General features: G+C 64.5%; 18 protein-coding genes and 1 pseudogene. 11 read left to right on the forward strand and 8 right to left on the reverse strand.

Annotated elements, in window-relative coordinates; translation table 11 throughout:
• Window positions 1–18: 18 nt before the first annotated feature.
• The 9 genes and pseudogenes from AC3FKG_RS24910 (at window position 19) to AC3FKG_RS24950 (ending at window position 7,112) form a co-directional block, all read left to right on the forward strand.
• Window positions 19–1,086 (forward strand): maleylacetate reductase, encoded by a 1,068-nt coding sequence (locus AC3FKG_RS24910; RefSeq protein ID WP_483712439.1) that lies wholly within the window; start codon window positions 19–21, stop codon window positions 1,084–1,086.
• 30 nt (window positions 1,087–1,116) lie between these two features.
• Window positions 1,117–2,001: an intradiol ring-cleavage dioxygenase gene (locus AC3FKG_RS24915; RefSeq protein ID WP_488744393.1), complete on the forward strand. Its 885-nt coding sequence runs from the start codon at window positions 1,117–1,119 to the stop codon at window positions 1,999–2,001.
• Between the two features lie 5 nt (window positions 2,002–2,006).
• Window positions 2,007–2,321: a YciI family protein gene (locus AC3FKG_RS24920; RefSeq protein ID WP_488744394.1), complete on the forward strand. Its 315-nt coding sequence runs from the start codon at window positions 2,007–2,009 to the stop codon at window positions 2,319–2,321.
• A gap of 4 nt (window positions 2,322–2,325) precedes the next feature.
• Window positions 2,326–2,643 carry a Rieske (2Fe-2S) protein gene (locus tag AC3FKG_RS24925; protein WP_488744395.1) on the forward strand — a complete coding sequence of 106 codons (318 nt, stop codon included), beginning with the start codon at window positions 2,326–2,328 and terminating at the stop codon, window positions 2,641–2,643.
• 85 nt (window positions 2,644–2,728) lie between these two features.
• On the forward strand, window positions 2,729–3,091 hold the full coding sequence (locus AC3FKG_RS24930; protein ID WP_488744396.1) for a YidH family protein: 363 nt from the start codon (window positions 2,729–2,731) through the stop codon (window positions 3,089–3,091).
• Entirely contained in the window at window positions 3,091–3,408 is a 318-nt protein-coding gene (locus AC3FKG_RS24935; RefSeq protein WP_488744418.1) for a DUF202 domain-containing protein, read from the forward strand. The genes AC3FKG_RS24930 and AC3FKG_RS24935 overlap by 1 nt, the downstream gene beginning before the upstream one ends.
• 483 nt (window positions 3,409–3,891) lie before the next feature.
• A complete protein-coding gene (locus AC3FKG_RS24940) occupies window positions 3,892–5,244 on the forward strand; it encodes a glycosyltransferase family 87 protein (RefSeq protein WP_488744397.1) in 1,353 nt (450 codons plus the stop codon).
• A 436-nt stretch (window positions 5,245–5,680) separates the two neighbouring features.
• Window positions 5,681–5,905, forward strand: a pseudogene (locus AC3FKG_RS24945) (hypothetical protein); the annotation flags it as partial.
• A gap of 589 nt (window positions 5,906–6,494) precedes the next feature.
• On the forward strand, window positions 6,495–7,112 hold the full coding sequence (locus AC3FKG_RS24950) for a c-type cytochrome (RefSeq protein ID WP_483712429.1): 618 nt from the start codon (window positions 6,495–6,497) through the stop codon (window positions 7,110–7,112).
• Here AC3FKG_RS24950 and AC3FKG_RS24955 read toward each other — a convergent pair.
• From AC3FKG_RS24955 to AC3FKG_RS24985, 7 genes are all read right to left on the reverse strand, one after another.
• Window positions 7,050–7,661 (reverse strand): XdhC family protein, encoded by a 612-nt coding sequence (locus tag AC3FKG_RS24955; protein ID WP_488744398.1) that lies wholly within the window; start codon window positions 7,659–7,661, stop codon window positions 7,050–7,052. The two genes, AC3FKG_RS24950 and AC3FKG_RS24955, sit on opposite strands and share 63 nt — an antisense overlap.
• Before the next feature lie 23 nt (window positions 7,662–7,684).
• On the reverse strand, window positions 7,685–9,073 hold the full coding sequence (locus tag AC3FKG_RS24960; protein WP_488744419.1) for an MFS transporter: 1,389 nt from the start codon (window positions 9,071–9,073) through the stop codon (window positions 7,685–7,687).
• 114 nt (window positions 9,074–9,187) lie between these two features.
• A complete protein-coding gene (locus AC3FKG_RS24965; RefSeq protein WP_483712427.1) occupies window positions 9,188–10,003 on the reverse strand; it encodes an enoyl-CoA hydratase/isomerase family protein in 816 nt (271 codons plus the stop codon).
• A 4-nt stretch (window positions 10,004–10,007) separates the two neighbouring features.
• Complete coding sequence (locus tag AC3FKG_RS24970; protein WP_488744399.1) at window positions 10,008–11,561, reverse strand: AMP-binding protein; 1,554 nt, start codon at window positions 11,559–11,561, stop codon at window positions 10,008–10,010.
• Window positions 11,554–12,126 carry a (2Fe-2S)-binding protein gene (locus AC3FKG_RS24975; RefSeq protein ID WP_488744400.1) on the reverse strand — a complete coding sequence of 191 codons (573 nt, stop codon included), beginning with the start codon at window positions 12,124–12,126 and terminating at the stop codon, window positions 11,554–11,556. Before AC3FKG_RS24975 ends, AC3FKG_RS24970 begins: the two co-directional genes overlap by 8 nt.
• Window positions 12,123–12,938, reverse strand: a complete 816-nt coding sequence (locus AC3FKG_RS24980; RefSeq protein ID WP_488744401.1) for an FAD binding domain-containing protein — start codon at window positions 12,936–12,938, stop codon at window positions 12,123–12,125. The genes AC3FKG_RS24975 and AC3FKG_RS24980 overlap by 4 nt, the downstream gene beginning before the upstream one ends.
• The gene (locus AC3FKG_RS24985) at window positions 12,935–15,964 is read right to left on the reverse strand and encodes a xanthine dehydrogenase family protein molybdopterin-binding subunit (RefSeq protein ID WP_488744402.1); all 3,030 of its coding nucleotides are present in this window, start codon (window positions 15,962–15,964) and stop codon (window positions 12,935–12,937) included. The genes AC3FKG_RS24980 and AC3FKG_RS24985 overlap by 4 nt, the downstream gene beginning before the upstream one ends.
• Before the next feature lie 264 nt (window positions 15,965–16,228).
• On the opposite strand from AC3FKG_RS24985, the gene AC3FKG_RS24990 reads away from it, so the two are divergent.
• Together AC3FKG_RS24990 and AC3FKG_RS24995 are read left to right on the forward strand one after the other, a co-directional pair.
• Window positions 16,229–17,137, forward strand: a complete 909-nt coding sequence (locus AC3FKG_RS24990; RefSeq protein ID WP_488744403.1) for a LysR family transcriptional regulator — start codon at window positions 16,229–16,231, stop codon at window positions 17,135–17,137.
• Window positions 17,138–17,237: 100 nt separating this feature from the next.
• Window positions 17,238–17,396, forward strand: a complete 159-nt coding sequence (locus AC3FKG_RS24995) for a hypothetical protein (RefSeq protein ID WP_483712421.1) — start codon at window positions 17,238–17,240, stop codon at window positions 17,394–17,396.
• A 401-nt stretch (window positions 17,397–17,797) separates the two neighbouring features.
• Here the strand turns inward: AC3FKG_RS24995 and AC3FKG_RS25000 are convergent, their stop codons facing one another.
• On the reverse strand, window positions 17,798–18,082 hold the full coding sequence (locus AC3FKG_RS25000; RefSeq protein WP_488744404.1) for a hypothetical protein: 285 nt from the start codon (window positions 18,080–18,082) through the stop codon (window positions 17,798–17,800).
• Window positions 18,083–18,146 lie beyond the last annotated feature (64 nt).

Genomic DNA, 18,146 nt, shown 5'->3' on the forward strand with positions numbered 1-18,146 from the left:
ATGAGTCAGGGAGGGGGGATGGAATCCTTTGTCTACCAGGCCACACCGTCGCGGGTGGTCTTTGGGCCGGGCCGACTGAATGCGCTGCCCGATGAGGTGAAGCGGCTCGGCGCGCAGCGCGCGCTGGTGCTCACCACGCCGGAGCAGCGGCCGCTCGGCCAGCACGTGGCCGCGCTGCTCGGCGAGTGCTCGGCGGGCGTCTACAGCGAGGCGGTGATGCACGTGCCCGTCGAGGTGGCGCAGGCCGCGCGCGATGAGGCGGCGCGGTTGGGCGCCGACTGCTACGTGGCGGTAGGCGGCGGTTCGACTATCGGCCTCGGCAAGGCCATCGCTCTGGTCTCGGGGCAGCCCATTATCGCTGTGCCGACCACCTACGCCGGGTCGGAGGTGACGCCGATCTACGGGCTGACTGAAGGGCGCCTGAAGAAGACCGGTCGCGACCTGCGCGTGCTGCCACGCACGGTCGTCTATGATCCCCAACTGACCCTGAGCCTGCCCGCCGGGATCTCGGCCGCCTCCGGCATGAACGCGATGGCGCATGCGGTCGAGGCGATGTATGCCGAGGATGCCAACCCGATCATCAGCCTGATGGCCGAGGAGTCGATCCGCGCGCTGGCAGGATCGTTGCCCGCCGTTGTGCAACGGCTGGACGACATCGAAGCCCGCAGCCGTGCCCAGTACGGCGCGTGGCTCGCGGGCGTCTGCCTGGGCACGGTCGGCATGGCGATCCATCACAAGCTCTGCCACACGCTGGGCGGCACCTTCAACCTGCCGCATGCGCAGACGCACGCCACCATGCTGCCGCATACCGCACACTACAACCACGCCGCGGCGCCGCGCGCGCTGGAACGCGTGGCGCGGGCGCTGGGTGGCGAACGGGCGCGGGACGCCGGCCCGCTGCTGTTCCGGCTGAACCAGTCGCTGGGTATCGCCACGGCGCTGACCGCCATCGGGATGCCGGAGGACGGGCTGGACGAGGCCGCCACGCTGGCCTGCACCAATCCGTACTTCAACCCCAGGGCCGTCGAGCGCGACGCGGTACGGGCGCTGCTCGAACGCGCCTGGCGCGGCGAAATGCCGGCCTGAATGCGGCAATCACACCTCAGGAGAGCCAACATGGAGCGAAGCCCCCACGCTGCCGCCGACGCCGCACTGACCGAGCAGGTCATCGCCCGTTTCAGCGACACACCCGACCCTCGCCTGCGCGCGCTGATGCAGGGGCTGGTTCGCCATCTGCACGCGTACGTGCGCGAACTCGAGCCGACAGAGGCGGAGTGGTTCGCCGCCATCCAGTTCCTGACTGATACCGGCAAGATGTGCGACGGACTGGTCCGCCAGGAGTTCATCCTGTTGTCGGACACGCTGGGCGTGTCGATGCTCGTCGATGCGATCAACCATCGCCAGTCCACTGGCACCACCGAAACCACCGTGTTCGGCCCGTTCTATATTGCCGGCATGCCTGACCGTGCCTTTGGCGAGAACATGGCGGTCACGCCCGGTACACCCGCGCTGGTCCACGGCCGTGTTTGCTCCGCCGATGGCACGCCGCTGCGCAATGCGGTGCTCGACATCTGGCAAACCGCGGAGAACGGCATGTATTCCGGCCAGGATTCCGCCCAACCCGCGGGCAACCTGCGCGGCCGCTACCGCACTGACGACGAGGGTTACTACGCGATCCGCACCATCGTGCCGGTGAGCTACCCGATACCGACCGACGGCCCTGTCGGCCGCATGCTCGACGCCACCAGGCGCCATCCTTGGCGGCCGGCACACCTGCATTTCATGATCGACGCGCCCGGCCATCGCCGGCTGGTCACGCACCTGTTCAACCAGGGCGATCCATACCTGAACTCGGACGCGGTGTTTGGGGTCAAGGAATCCCTGCAGGTAGCGTACGAGGAGCGCCCCGCGGATGATCCATTGGCACGGCGTTTCGGCTTCGATGGGCCGTTCCGTGAAGCGCGCTACGACTTCGTCCTCGAACCGACCTCGCAAGGCTGATCGCCATGTCCCGCTTCTATGCCATCTTCGCCACTGACAAGCCCGGCATGCTGGCCGTCCGCGAGCGTGAGCGCCCCGCGCATCGCGCCTATCTGCGCAACGCCGCAGCCGCGCAAGGCGTGTTCGTGCGACTGGGCGGCCCGACACTGGACGCACAGGCCGACACGATGAACGGCACGCTGCTGGTCATCGAGGCCGAGCACATCGACGATGTCCAACGCTTCGTCAGCGACGATCCTTATATGCACGCCGGCATCTTCGAACGTGTGGAGATCCGACCGTGGAACTGGAGTCTGGGTCTGCCCGGGCGCGAGGGGTGACGATATGGACACCACCGTGCTGTGCCATCTCGATGACGTGCCCGACGGCGGCGCCCGCGTGATCGACCGTGACCCGGGAGTCATCGTGGTTCGCCGGGGGCAACAGGTCTGGGCCTACATCAATCGATGCCCTCACTTCTCCATTCCGCTGGACTTCGAGCCGGGTACCATCTGCACGTATGAGGCCGAAGTACTGATGTGCGCCCATCATTCCGCGCTGTTCCGGTTTACCGACGGCGTTTGCATCGACGGTCCGTGCCGTGACGCGACGCTGTCATCGCTGGCCGTGCAGGTGATCGACGGGCGGGTGTGCCTGTGCTAGTCGCCGCGCACCATGGCTACTCCTTCACGGCATGTTTCCTGTCGCTATGGGCGTGTGACATGGCATACCGATGGATGAGGGCCGGATGATGGCCCGACCGAAATGGCAGCAGCAGGGGAGCGAGCCCGACTACCGGTTCTCGCTTGCGAACGAGCGTACCTTCCTCGCGTGGATCAGGACCGCACTCGCGATCCTGGCCGGGGGTGTTCTGCTGGATCAGTTCGCCGGACATGTTGAACCGAAGATCCTGCTGGCAACGGTTGCGCTCGCATTGTCAGCGCTGGCAGCGGTGATTGCCAGTTGCGCATACTCGCGCTGGAAGGGCAACGAGATCGCCATGCGCAATGCTGGCCCGCTGCCGGCATCCCGTGGAATTCCATTGCTGGGTGCCGCGATCGTCTGCGTTGCGTTGGTTCTCTCTCTCGGGCTCTTGCTGAAGTTTCATTGATGCGCGATCCAGGGGTTCAACCTGAACGTACGGCGTTGGCCTGGCACCGCACGGCGCTAGCCATGCTGGTCAATGGCGCGCTGTTGGTCCGCGCAGCGGCAGAGGCTCGATCGCCGCTGGCCTGGGTGGTCGCTCTCCTGGTCGTGGTTTCCGCCTTGGGGTTGTTTGTCCTCGGATGGCTCAGAGGCCGAGCCATCCTGTTGGCTGCGGCATCCTCTTCATCGCCGCATGCCGCAGCGATCGCCGCGCTGGTCGGTGCCGTTTGGCTTGCCTGCGCAGCGGTGATGTTAAGCGGCTTCCTCGAGATCTTCGGGTAGTCGCGAGCGGTGAAGAGTCCAATCCGGCGCATACAATGCGCGCATGACTTCGATCCCAGGCCGGAGGCCTCCCTCCTTCAACTTCGCTCATCGAACGGTGCCACGGTCCGCAACCATGCCATTAGCCTGGGGCGGGAAGGCTGAGATGCGCGTGCTCTGCTATCAGTCGCGTGATGTCGGCCTGCTTCGATCGTCGCTTCCCGACCCTGAAGAGACCCTCGGTTTTCCCGAAAGCGACCAGTGGACGATGTCGCAATCCGTGCGCAATGCTCGGAATATATTGAAAACCGACTACTCAACCTCCAGCGCCGTCAGAGTCGCAGGGGGAGACTGACTTTGTTGCCGCCTAGCTATGAGCGGGAAATATGATTGCGTCGTTTGGCGACCGCTTTCCGAACCAACGGAAGTTATGCGAGCGGGCACACTACTACGTCTGCCGGCTTCTGAGTTTGCGGTGCATTGAGTAGGACATCGACTGGGTGATTGACCTACTCTGCCGAGCATCCATCTGGAATTTCCGCTTATTGCTGCTCACCTTGCCGAGCGCATTTGGCTTATGGCAGACTGACCCTAAAGCTTGCCAACAAGATTATGCCAATAACGACCAATGCGGCCACTGAGGAAAAGTCAGCGCCGCGTCAGCGGTGGTTGACTCGCGAAAGAATTGTTCTTTACAGCGCTGCGCTGCTGGCCTGTCAGGTCATTCTGATCGGAATCTGGGCGATGGCCCACTGGGCGTGGCATATCCCCAGCGTTCCGCCCCCAGGCATCGATTTCCGGGTTTATTGGAGTGCCTCATACATCTCTCTTCATGAGGGGGCCATCCAAGCGTTCAATCCGCAGCAGTTGGCCGCTGTAGAAGCCAGATTGCTGCCCGATACCCCATTGGGAGAAATGTATGCGCCATGGGTTTATCCGCCCACGTTTCAGATATTGATCTACCCTCTGGCGCTGCTGCCGTACCTTGCGTCGTATTTGTTGTTCGCAGGTTTCGGGCTCGCGTGCTGCATGGCTGTGTGCGCGCCGGCAGTGAGAGCGGGAGCATTGCCGTGGGTCTGGGTTGCGGCTTTTCCAGGTATCTGGGTAGCCACTGTATGCGGCCAGAACTCTCTTCTGACGTTGGCGCTGGCGGCCGGCGCACTGGGACTGCTGGAGCGTCGCCCCGTCTTGGCCGGTGTGTGCGCCGGCATGCTCGCGATCAAGCCGCAGCTGGCGGTGCTCTTTCCTTTAATGTTTCTTTGTGGCCGACATTACCGAGCATTTGGCGCGATGGCAGTAACAGGTGTCCTGTTCTGTATGGTGAGCGGACTGGTGTTCGGACTACCGCTCTGGCTCAAGTTCTTCAACATGCTTGCGTGGTTCAATACAGTCATTGTGCAGAACGGCGAGGGCGATATCTGGAATGCCATGCCTACTGCGTTTGCACTCGCACGACGAATGGGAGCAAGCCTGTCGGTCGCCTACGCAATCCATGCGGCGGTCGCGGTGCCCGCTGTGTTGGCGACCTTGTTCCTGTGGATACGGAGGGCCCGCATCGAGTTGCGCTGCGCAGCGATCGTCGTCGCGACAATGCTCTTCCAGCCTTACCTTGTTTACTATGATCTTGCGTGGTTGATCTTGCCGATCATTTATCTGGGCGTTGACGGCAAAATGCACGGCGCATGGACTCGCGTCGAGTGCTTGACAATTGGCCTCGCGTGGCTCTTGCCAATAGCATCGTTTCTGGCCGTATTCAAGCCGTCGATCGGACAGTGGGGTGCCCTCCTGTTGCCAATACTGCTGATCGTTGTAGTGCGCCGCGCTCTGCCTTCCCGTGCAATTAATACGAGCTTCTGAGGCACGAGCACGCATGTGCCGCACAGCAGGTTGGCATCTCTGCGTCCGCTAAATCAAATGGTGCAGCGCCGAATCGGTGCAACAACTGAGAATTCGCTTCCAGTCACAAGCAGAACTGGCTCTGCATTGTCGACAATTTACGTAGCCATATCGAACGCTCCTTGCTGGCCGGGTGCGGCACGACGTTAGCACAACCAAGTGCTCCTCCTGAACTGGTCCGCGTAGGGCAGAAGATGCCCGATGCGGTTCTCTGGAATGTGTGAATCCACATTGACGACTATTGGACAAAAGGCCGGGAAGAGTCCCATTGCTCAGACGATCGGAGAACCCGGCATCGACCGGTTGACTCCGCAATCCCTTGCCGTCATTCGGGTCGACGCGATGGCAATGGCCGTTCTCGACAGTTCAAGGCTAATCGCTCCCGCCTCATCGGCCCGTCCTTGCAGGCGCGTTCTTCGCGTTATTAGGAATCAAACCACAGTTAGGTATCCGAGTCCCACTTGTTCTGATATGCGGTCGTCATTGGTGTGCGCTCGCGTCCGCCGTCGCGTTTTCGCCGCATCAGCTTTTCAGAGTGTGTGAGTCGCCGATAACGCAAATTTGTGGCCGCTCGTGCCAACGGTCTATGGCGTACTGCGAATATGCGGCGTGTCGTATGTAACGACTTATGCACTTCACGTCACGGCGGCGTTGTTCGTCGTCGGCTGGGTCACTTGGTTTTGGTCAAGGCCCGCGCGCTACACGCTCAAGGCGGCGGCGTTCGTCTGCGGGACTCTTTTCATGCAGCCATATATGGGCTTCTACGACCTTGCCTGGTTGGCAATTGTTATTGCGTTTCTCGCTGTGGATATGCGGGAGCACGGCTCGCGTCCCGTAGACCATGCATTGCTCGTCGTCACGTGGCTAATGCCATTGCAGGCATTAGCCGCATTGCGGTTTCCTACCCTTCTTCAATGGACGCCTGCCGTCCTCATCATGCTCTTGGCCGTCATCATTCGGCGACACCTAGGCGCCGATGGACAAGTCTCAGTAGGTTGCCGTTAGCAAGGTAGGACCGGTCTGGACAAGTGTAGGCTTGTTTCGCGCGGCTTGTAGCCGCTTCCCCGTGCAGCGAGCGGCGGTCGTGCGGGTTCGGGAGCGCTCGCGGAATCGCTTCCGTGCGTCACCTCCGCAGCTTTGTCGGACAGCGCCCGATACCGACGTGGACCAAGCGCGCACAGGCTGTCAGCATAAGCATGCAGGAGACAGCCATGCCAGGGAAGAGCATCCATATCATGCCTACGCGGCGTCTTATCGTGCCCGTCGTGCTTGGCGCATTGGCTGGGCTGGCAGGAGTTGCCGGCGACGCGCGCGCGGACGTCGCCGCGGGCCAGTCCAAGGCACAGGTCTGCTTCGCCTGCCACGGACCTCAAGGCAACTCTACCAACCCCGCCTATCCGGTGCTGGCCGGCCAGACGGCACGGTACCTCTACCTGCAGTTGCGCGACTTCAAGGAAAAGCGGCGCATCGACCCGGCCATGTCACCGATGGCAGCGCCGTTGTCGCGCGAAGACATGCAGGACCTGGCGAACTACTTCGCGGCGCAGAAGCCGGTGCCCTCGAGCTACAAGGTCGAAGCCGCGCGCGTGGATGCCGGGGGCAAAAAGGCTGATGAAGTGCTTTGCATGACATGCCACTTGGGCGGCTTCTCCGGGCAGAACGAGATTCCCCGCGTCGCCGGCCAAAAGTACGCGTACATCGTCAAGCAGCTCGAGGATTTTCGTGCGAAGCGGCGCACCAACGATGCCGGCAACATGACCAGCGTGTCACGCAACCTGACCGACGACGACATCAAGAACCTGGCCAGCTACATCACCAACCTGAACTGAGCAGCCGCCTGGAAAGGCCGCACGCATCAAGCCTTGGGCGCAGCAGCTTTCGGAACACGCTGGGAGAAGCCCCTGCGTGAATAGCCGGACTGCAATGCTGGCTGCGCACTTCTCGTTGCAAGGCTGTTGCTCAGTGGCTCTCTGTAACCCAACGTTAGGTTCTCTGCAAGCTCCCGAGCGAACGGCATCCGCCGTTCCGCCAGGTCCAGCATCCGCCGGACCATCATCGCGTCCTTCAGTGGCTCCATCACGAGCTGGATGGTGCCGCCGCAAGGCAGCCCCATGCGTCGCGCTTCTTCCGCGTTGACACCGTAGGACCTCCGGCGTGCTTCCCGTCAGCCGCGCCGTCCGGCCGCGATAGATCAGGTCGTCCTCGATGCAGCCGCCAGAGACCGAGCCCGAGACCCGGCCATCGTCCCGCAGCGCGAGCATGGCGCCGACCGGGCGGGGGCTGAGCCCCAGGTGCGGGTCACCGTCACCAGCGTCACGCCGAATCCAGCATCGACAGCGCCTCGCGTCCTTCAGTACCTGCAGGTCGATGCTGTCCATGATGTGCTCCGCGAATGGCGTGTCTATTTTTCCGCGAGACGGCCCAGCGTCTCAGGTACGATTGCTGCCCCTGCCAGGTAGACCAGCGTGGCCACTGCGACGAAGATGCTAAGGACTACCGGAAGGTCGGCTGGTGTGCGTGCAGCGAGTGAGGCCAGGGTCGGCATCATTCCACCAATGGCGAAACCGATGTTCCACGAGAGTCCCGTGCCCGAGGCGCGGATGCTGGTGGGGAATCGTTCGTTCAGGAAGATCAGGATCGGCGCAAAGCCGGCGCACCCGAGCATGCTGAGGGCCGTCGCGTAGAGGCCACGGAGAACGGCGGTCGGTGCGGCCGGCATCCACTGGTAGAGCAGCGGCATCAGCACCACGCTCACCGCGCCGATCAGCAGGAAGGCGCGCTTGCGCCCGATCATCGTGCTCAGGTGGCCCGCTGCTACCGACGCCACAATCACGCCGACGCTGCTCAGCATCAGGGTCGCCGCAGCCTCCCCGGGGGATGCCTTCACCACGACCTTAAGGAAGGTCGGCAGGTAGCCGGACGTCAGGTAGTAGGCGGTGCCGCCGCCCACTGTGAGGAGAATGTTGACCAGCAGCACGCCGCGATATTCGCGCGAGAACAGCGTGCGCAGGGGATGCGTCTGCGGCTTTGCTTGGCCGCTTGCCGCTGTTGCCGCTGTTGCCGCTGTTGCCGCTTTTGCCGCTTGCAACTGCTTCCACAGCGGCGACTCCTCCAGCGAACTGAAGATGACCAGCCCGAGCACCGAGCTGACGATGCCGGCGAAGAACATGCAGCGCCATCCCCAATTCTCGAAGGCGTCGCCGGGAAAGAGGGCCGTCATCGCCATATACGTGATCGACGCCAGCAGCGCCCCAATGCCCGCGCCGCCACCGCCCACCAGCCCCGACACCGCGCCGCGCCATGACGGCGGTACCGATTCCGTGCCGATGGTATGCGTCGACGCTACCACCCCACCGACGAACACCCCCTGCACCAGGCGCAGCAGGATGAACAGCGCCGGCGCAAAGAGGCCGATCTGGCCGACCGTCGGCAGTAGCCCGAATGCCGCTGTCGACAGGCCCACTCCGGTCACGGCAACCACCATCGCCCCCTTGCGGCCATGTCGGTCCGCGTAGGAGCCGAAGATGGCGGAGCCCAGTGGCCGCATGAGCAGCGTGACCGCGAATGATGCATACACCGCTGCCAGCGACAGCATTGCATGCTGGGACGGAAAGAACAGCTTGCCGATCACGGGTGCCACGAACAGCAGGATGAACAGGTCGAACAGATCGAGCGCCCATCCCATGCATGAGGCCGTCACCGCTCCCAGCACCTGCCGGTTGCTCGCAGCCGGTGACACCACGATCCCCGAGCCGCCCGGTTTCGTCTTGTCGTTTGCCAGCATTTCCATCGTTGTCTCCTTGTTTCTTTGAACAAGCGGCTCCCCGCGATGCCCGCCAAAGGGCATCGCCGCGAGTCCTTCTTACCTTTGGGGCGGCCAGTTCAGCCGCGCCCGCGCATACGGTCAGCTACCGCGAAATACAGGCTTGCGCTTCTCGTGGAATGCTTCCACGCCCTCGCGAAAGTCGTTCGAGCTACGCAGGCGGCTGTAGCAGTGCCCTTCGAGTTCGATGGCGATCGACAGCGGCGCGTCCTCGGTGTCATTCAGCAACTTCTTGGCGGTGCGCTGGGCCAGCGGCGAGAATGCACGCAGTTCGTCGGCCAGCGCGTCAGTGGCGGCTTCCAGTTCGGCATCGGCCACGCAGTCCACAACGAGGCCCCAGTCGTAGGCCTGCCGGCCGGCAATGCGGCGCGAGCGCATGACGATGTCCTTGGTGCGGCCGACGCCCACCATCTTCTGCAGCCGCGCGGAGCCGCCCGAGCCCGGAATCTGGCCGAGCTTCTGTTCCGGCAGCGCGTACTCGGTGGTGTGGGTGGCGATGCGGAAGTCGCACGCCAGCGAGAGTTCGAAGCCAACGCCGAAGCAGTAGCCCCGGTTGGCGGCAATCACCGGCTTGCTGCAACGCGCCGGCGCCGCAATGTTCCACGCCAGCTTCGATACGTGCTCGGGCGATGCCTCCAGGAATCCCTTGATATCGCCCCCGCTCGAGAAATGTTCACCTTGCGCGCGCAGGACGATGACGCGCACGCGGTCGTCGGCGTCCAGCGTCTCGAACACGGCGCGCATCTGGTCGCGGGCAGCCATCGAGATCACGTTGTAGGGCGGGCGGTGCAGGATGATGTCGGCCCGCTCGCGCGCAGGGTCGATCTCGACGGAAAAGCCGTCGAGGTCCTGGAGCCGCTGCTGGTCGGGATGGGTCAATGCGAAGGTTTGTGTCACGTCGTTACTCCTTTGTCGGGACGTTGGAAGAAGGGCAGGAAAGCGAGGTGTATTCGCCGGCCGACAGTTTGCGGCGCAGGATCTTGCCGACCGGCGACTTCGGGAGTTCGGCCACGAACACGTAGTCACGCGGGCGCTTGAAATTGACGAGTTCGGAGCCGCGGCAGTAGGTGTCGAGTGCCAGGGCGTCCACGCAACCGCGCGGCTTGACGAAGGCCACTACCTTCTGGCCCCAGCGGGGATCCGGCAGCCCGGCCACGGCCACCTCGTCCACGGCCGGATGCAGGGAGAGAACCGACTCGATGTCGGCGGGAGCGATGTTTTCGCCGCCGCTGATGATCATGTCGTCCACTCTGCCGGTCACGAAGAGATCGCCGTCGGCGTCGAAGTAGCCGATGTCGCCGGTGAAGTACCAACCTTCGTGCAGCGACTTTGCATTGGCGTCGTCGCGGTTCCAGTAGCCTTCGAACGCTTCATCGCCGCGCAGGTCGGCGATGATCTGACCCTCTTCGCCGGGAGCGGTCACCGCCTCAGGCGAAGTGGCGTCCAGCCGTACCACGCGCAGCCGTGTATTGAGGCCGGCGCGACCGGCGCTGCCCGGCTTGCGCCCCGCGCGCTGCTCGATGCTGAATGTGTACACCTCGGATGAACCGTAGTGATTGACGAACAACTCCGGGCGGAATGCTTGTTCGAGCCGTGACAGCAAACCGTCGCTCATCGCCGCGCCGGCGAAGCCAAGCTTGGCGACCGTGCGGACACCCATGCTGTCGAAGCCCGGGTCGGCCAGCAGGTCGTGGTACAGCGTAGGTACAAGATAAAGGCAGCTCACGCGATGGTCGGTGATGGCCTGCAGCGCCTGCGATGGGCTCCAGCGCCGCACGCAGACGAACAGGCCGTCCACCAGCGCCATGGCAAGCAGCGAGCGCACGCCCATCGTGTGGTACAGCGGCATCACGCCGAGCGTGCGCTCGCCGCGCCGATACAGGTTCTGCGCGACGTGAGCCAGGGCGGCGGCGCGCTCCTGCCGGTGGCGGCGCGGCACGCCCTTCGGGCTGCCGGTGGTGCCGGAGGTGTACAGCATCAGCGAGATGTCGTCGGCTGTTGCCAATGTGCTGTCGAGCCGGGGTGTGACGTCGAGCAGGGTGTCGAATGACAGCGAGCCGCCTGGCGCATGGTCCAGTGCGATGCAGGGTATCTCCTGCGCGGCGGAGCTCTCCAGCACGGCGTCGGCGCTGACGGGCTCGAACACCAGCGCCCGGGCGCCGGCATGGCGCACGCAATAGTCCAGCTCGTCCGGCTTGGCGCGCCAGTTCAGCGGGACGATGACCACACCGGCGAACTGGCAGGCCCAGTGCAGCGTAGCCGCCTCCCAGCGGTTCTGCAGGATGGCCAGGAGGCGATCACCGGGGCGCAGGCCGAGGTCGTGCAGGCCGGCGGTCACGCAGCGAATGCGCGCGAACCATTGCTCGTAGGTCAGCAGCAGGTCGCCGTCGACGATGGCGGGGGCGCTGGGGCTGCGCTCCACGCTTTGCAGGAAAGTGCGGCCTAGATCAAGCATCGCGGGTCTCCCCGACTGTCGCCGCTTCCACGTGGCGTGCCCGCGCCCGGCTGGCCGCGACATCAAGGACGGCGGCGACGACCGGCGTGTAGCCCGTACAGCGGCACAGGTGGCCGGACAGCATGTCGCGCACCTGCGCCTCAGTCGGCTCGGGCACCCGTTCCAGGTAGTCCACGCACGACATCAGGATGCCTGCCGTGCAGAAGCCGCATTGCAGGGCGTGGTGGCGTCGGAAGGCTTCCTGCAGGTCGCTCAGGCCTTCGCGCGGCGCGAGGCCCTCGACGGTGTCGATGGCGCGGCCGTCGGCCTGTACGGCCAGCATCAGGCAGGATCGCGCGGCTACGCCGTCGACGCGCACCGTGCAGGCGCCGCAGACGCCGTGCTCGCAGCCGACGTGCGTGCCGGTGGCGCCGAGTTCATGACGCAGGAAGTCCGACAGCAGCTCGCGCGGAGCGCACAGGCCGCTGCGCTCGCTGCCGTTCAGGATCAGGGTGACGCGACGGCGCTCGTCGCGCCGCATCACTGAGAGCGTGCCGGCTGGCGCGCCACGTAGGGTCTTGCTCATCTTGCCTCCTCGATTACGCGCATGCCCAATTGCCGCACCAGGTGGCGGCGGTACTGCGCGCTAACATGGGCGTCGTCCTGCGCGCCCAGCTTCCAACTGAAATCGTTGATGGCCTCGGCCAGCGCCTTGCCTTCCAGGTGTGGCCAGCTCTCCAGTACTGGCCGGTCGGCCACGCCGCCCACGGCCAGTGAGATGGCGTCGTCCGTGACGATCGCAGCGCACGCGACCAGCGCGAAGTCGCCATGCCGGGCCGAGAACTCCATGAAGCCGTAGCGCGCGCCAGGCCGCCTCAGCGGGAAGCGCACGGCTTCCACCAGTTCGTCTGGCTCGCGCGCGGTCATCAGCATTCCCTGGAAGAACCCGGCGGCCGGCAGCACGCGGCGGCGGCGCAAGGAGCGCAGCACGACCTCGCCACCGAGTGCCGTGAGCACCAGCGGCAGTTCTGCGCTGGGGTCGGCGTGCGCGACGGAGCCGCACACCGTGCCCCGGTTGCGGATCTGGAAATGGGAGATGTGCGGGAAGGCGAGCGCGAGCACCGGTACCTCGTCGGAGAGCGATGCGCGCCATTCGACGCTGCCCTGCGTCACTGCGGCGCCCACCACAAGATGGCCGTCTTCTACGCGCACGGTATTGAGGTCGGCGGTGCGAGAGATGTCGACCAGCAGTTGCGGCTGCGCGAGCCGCATATTGAGGACGGCCATCAGCGACTGGCCACCGGCCAGAATGCGGGCGTCCTCGCCGGCACGGGCCAGTGTCTCCAGCGCGTGCTGTGTGGATTCGGCGCGCAGGTAGTCGAACGCGGCGGGTTTCATCGACGAACTCCCAAGAGCGCCAGCATGCGAGCGATCCATCCGGGACTGCGCACCGGCTTGCCGCCTGCCTGCCGGCCGAGCGATTCGAACAACTGGCGCAGCACCACTTTGGCCGCGCCTTCGAGCATGCGGCCGCCGACGGCCGCGACCTTGCCGGACACCTCGGCCTCGTAGTCGTACGCGAGACGGGTGCCGTCGCCGTGCGGGGTCAGCTCTACCATTCCGGAGCCGCGTGCGCTGCCGAGCGAGGACAGGCCGGCGCCTGCCAGCCTTAGCCGGTGCGGCGGCTCCAGGTCGGACAGCGCGATCTCGGCTTCGTAGCGCGCCTTGACCATGCCCACGCCCACGGTTACGTCGGCGCGGTAACGGTTATCGCCGATGCGTTCGAGCGCGTGGCAGCCGGGCACGACCTGGGCCAGCGCTTTCGGGTCGAGCAGGACGGCGAAGACGGCTTCAGGTGTGGCATCGAGATCCACCGTCCCGCGTGCGCACAGGGCCTTCGCGGCCTTGCCGCCTTTGCCGTTTGCAGGCGCTGCGTCTTTCGCCGCTTCGGCCAGTTCGGGGCGCGACGGCGGCGGATCGTCAAAGCCGATCATCGCCATCACCTTGGCGGGCGTAAGTGGCAGGCGGATGTCGCGCACGCCGAGTGCGTCCGCCACGGCGTTAGCGACGCAGGGCGGTGTGCTCATATTGTTGCCCTCGCCGAGCCCCTTGGCCCCGAGCGGCGTGAACGGGCTCGGCGTTTCCAGATGAACGATGACCGGGTCGGGCACTTCGCACGTGGTGGGCAGCAGGTAGTCGGCCAGCGTGCCGGACTGGAAGCTGCCATCGGGGCCATAGCGGAACTCCTCCATCAGCGCCGCGCCGAGTCCCTGCGCGAAGGCGCCGCGGATCTGGCCGTCGGCCAGTGCCGGATTGAGCAGCTTGCCGGCATCGTGCGCGGTGACGTAGCGGTCGATGCGCACGCGGCCGGTGGCACGGTCGATCTCCACGCCGCACAGGTCAAAGGCGAAGCCGTAGCAGGCGGACGTGTTGACGCGATCCTGTTCGTCCGGCGCGTCGAGGTTGGGCGGCGACCAGAACACGGTCTCACGCAGGCCGGGTTCCTCACCGGCAGGCAGGAGTTGCGGCGACCAGTGCGGCGCGTTGCTGGCGGCGCGGGCGAAGGGGAGTGCGGTGTCTGGCGAAGCGCTCTTGCGGGCAATGCGGCCGTTGGTGAAGACCAGTTCGGCCGGGTCGCAACGGAGGTGGGAAGCCACGATGCGCGCCAGCTTGTCGCGCACGCGCGTAGCGGCCAGGTGCACGGTTCCGGCCACGGCGCCGGCGAACCGACTGGAGTAGTTGCCTGCGGCGACGGACCACGCGTCCTTGTGGGTATCGAATTCGACGTTGACCGCCACGTCAGCGGGATCGATGCCGAGTACATCGGCCACGACCTGTGCACATACGGTCATGTGGCCCTGTCCCGCTGGCGTGGAGGCGACGGTCACTACCACGCCGCCGAGCAGGTCGACGCTGACTGTTGCGCTGGCGATAGCGCCGTTCTTTGGCCCAGCCTTGCGGCGTGCCTCGGCCGGTGTGGCGGTGGTGATGTAGCCCATGTTCGATACCGACGGCTCGACGATGGCAGCAAAGCCGATGCCGTACAGCCGGCCCTCGGCGCGCGCGGCATCGCGGCGGCGCTTCAGTTCATCGTAAGCCCCGGCTTCCAGGGCGCGTGACATCGCCAATTGGTAGTTGCCGGAATCGAGCAACGCGCCGGCCGCCGCGCGATACGGAAAGCCGTCGGCGGGCACGAAGTTACGGCGGTAGACGTCGAGCGGATCGAGGCCGAGCTCCACAGAGATTCGCTGTACCAGCCGCTCCAGCGCGAAGTACACCTGGGGCCCGCCGAAGCCTCGCACAAGGCCAGTCGGTGTCTTGTTGGTCAACACCACGCGATTGCGCACCAGCAGGTTGGGGATCGCGTAGGCGCCGGTCAGCAGGCCATGCATGCGATAGAAGGTAGCGGGCTCCGGCGCGCGCAGGTAGCCGCCGCAGTCCTCGAGCTGATCGTACGATAGTGCAACGATGCGGCCATCGGCCTCCACGGCAGCTTCCACGGTGGAGAGCCGCGCGGTGGCCGAGGTGGCGGCGCTCAGATGCTCGAGCCGGTCCTCCACCCACTTCACCGGCGCGCCGGCCTTGCGCGAGGCGAGGCACATCAGCACCACGTAGGGAAACACCGCCTGCTTGACGCCGAAGCTGCCGCCAGAGTCGCGCGGAGCGACGTGGCGCAGGCGGTTGGCGGGCACCTGCAGAGCCATCGCCATGACGGCATGCAGCGAGAATGGCCCCATGAAGTTGGAGGTGACCTGATAGCCCTCGTCGCCCGGCAAGTGTTCGGCAATTACCACGCCACACTCGATCGGTGTGCAGGTGTTGCGCGGGTAGTGGGCGGTCAGCGTCACGCGGTGCGGCGCGGCGGCGAACGCGGCCTTGGGGTCGCCGTAGCAGAAATGGCGATCGCTGGCGACGTTGCTGCCGAGGCGGGGGTGCAGCACGGGGGCGTCGCCTGCCACGGCAGCCTCGATCGACACCACCGGTGGCAGCGCGCGGTAATCCACGCGCACGAGGTCGAGCGCATCCTCGGCCAGCGCGCGGCTTTCGGCCACGACTACGGCCACCGGTTCGCCTACGTAGCGCACGCGATCCATTGCCAGCGCCCACTGCTCCATCGGCGCCTTCACGCCCACCACGAAGGGCCGGGAGCAGGCGGGCAGGTCAGCGGCCGTCAGCACCGCGCGCACGCCCGGTGCCTTAAGTGCCGCCGCGAAGTCGATGGCGCCGAGTTCGGCGTGCGCGTGCGGCGAGCGGAGGATGGCGGCGTGCAGGGTACCGGGCCGGACGCCGAGGTCGTCGGCATAGCGGCCGCGGCCGGTCAGGATGGCGGCGTCCTCGACGCGCGCCATTGGGCGACCGACGTGGGGTGCCGGCCGAGTCTCCTGTACCGTGCCGGTCGTTTCGCCGGCATCGAATCTTTTCATTTGCGACTCCGTTTCACGCGACGGAACCGGGCCGGAAAGCGGCCAGGACCGTGCAACGTCAAACAGAGATTAGTGAGATCGAGATATAAGTACTAATATTGTTTTTTGATAAACAAAATCATTATTTCTGATAGAAGTGGCCGTCACTTTGGCCGCGACTTTGTCTCTAATAATCCATAATTTAAGTTTTTTTCCGCACTCACATGATGAATCGCATCACAGTAAATGATGACGTGATGCATCTTTATTGATACCTATCCGAAGATGGACCTCAGACAAATTCAGTACTTCATTGCGCTGTTCGAGGACGGTTCCGTCACACGGGCGGCGAAGCGGCTCAACATCGTGCAGCCGGCGCTCAGCATGCAGATCGCCCGGCTGGAAGAGGAATTTGGGCAGAAGTTATTCGAGCGTATCCCACATGGAATGGCGCCTACGGCTGCTGGCCGGATGATGTACCGCCTCTTCCTGCCCATCGTGCGCGACCTCGCGAGCGCGCGGCAGCAGATGATGCAGCGCGAGGAGCAGATGGCCGGCCGCATCGCGCTGGGCATGGTCGCCTCTGAGACAGAGAGCGTGCTGGTGGGATCGCTAGCGCGCTTCAACGTGCGCTATCCGAATGTGGAGGTATCCGTGGCGGACGGTTTCAGCGCCGCGCTGATCGATCTTGTGTCCGCCGGCCAGCTCGACGCGGCGGTGGTCCACCGGCAGCGCGGCCGGCCAGCACTACAGGTGCAGCCATTGCATGACGAGGAGATGGTGTTGGTGACCAGTGCCGCGCATGGTCCAGAACTACCGGAATCGGTAGAGATGGCGAAGCTGCCGGGGTTGGAGTTGGTGCTACCGACCAAGCGCCATGGCCTGCGCGTGGTGCTGGATACGGCCACGCAGGCGCACGATGTCACCCTTGCGCCGAAGTTCGAGGTCGACATCCTCGGCACCATCGTACAATTCGTGCAAGCCACGCGCTTTGCTACCGTGCTGCCGCGCATCGTGGTGCAGCGGGCCGTGGAAGACGGCCGGCTACGCATGCATGCCATTGTTGCTCCGCGCATCGTGCGACACCTGGTCTGCGTCAGCCATCCGCAGCGGCCGCTGAGTACGGCCACGGAAGCGTTGATCACCATCGTGGCCGAGGAAATCCGGCGAGTTTCCGGCGGCGGCTACCCGTGAGACTCACGTCGCATGGCGTCATTCAATCGCTGGAACTCGGGATCCAATCAAGACCCCGTCCCTTCTTTCCGGAGCTGGAGCGGCAAGTGGCATCGCGCTCATGAACGCGATTAGCGGATTTGCTGGATTCTTCGCCCCGTGGCTCGTGGGCGTTGCGCGCAGCCAGTCGAGTGATTTCAACCCGGCGATTTACTGCCTTGCGGCAAGTGCGGCGATGGCTGCAATCCTGGCGGCATTATTGCCGTACGGTCGAAAGTGAATGTGGTACCTCTCGAGGTGGCATGAGTATCGAGCCTGCGTGTCCGGAGTAGAGAGGTCAGCCGACGTTCGAATGACTTGGCAAGGCTGGGGGCCGAGGGCCGAAATTGGCCGATTATGGCCCTCGGCGCTCATCCGGAACCATCCGGTGCGTCAATCCGTAACTGTTGTACGTTGCCACACACCCCTTCTCGTCTAAAGATTATCGATTGTCAGCTTTACGGCCGACCGGCGCCTTACGACTGTGGATGCAACGGTCGGTGCAACGGGTTGATGGAATCGTTCAGTCGGTGTATCGAAGTTCAGTGTGGCGGAAGCCGTGAATTCCGAACTTGCTTGCGCGGCGCCCAATCTGGCATCGGATAACCCGCGCAAGATAGTCGGACTTAGTCAACTCCAAACTCAGTGCTTCTGCGCGTGTTTGGTGTTCCGATGCATGCGATTGTCTTGTGCCTTTTCGTGGCTCGAGCCTTCCAGGCTTCTCCGGTCCTCAGCACGCTGTAGGCCCTTGTCGCGGTCGCTGGAAAACGAGCCATTGGAATTTGTCATGGCCTCTTTGCTTGCGTGGCTAGGAGCCGCGCTACCGAAGTTGCCACCACCGCCTCCACCACCGCCACGCGCAGAAGCAGTAAGACTCAAGCCAAGCAGCAGACTTCCGACGGCAACTACCAGTGTTTTCTTGAACATCACGTCCCCTTAAAAATGTCGAGAGTAATCCTCACTCACCCCTAATATAGCCTGAGACGGGTTG

The organism is Cupriavidus sp. 22TCCZM04-2, from assembly GCF_057798895.1.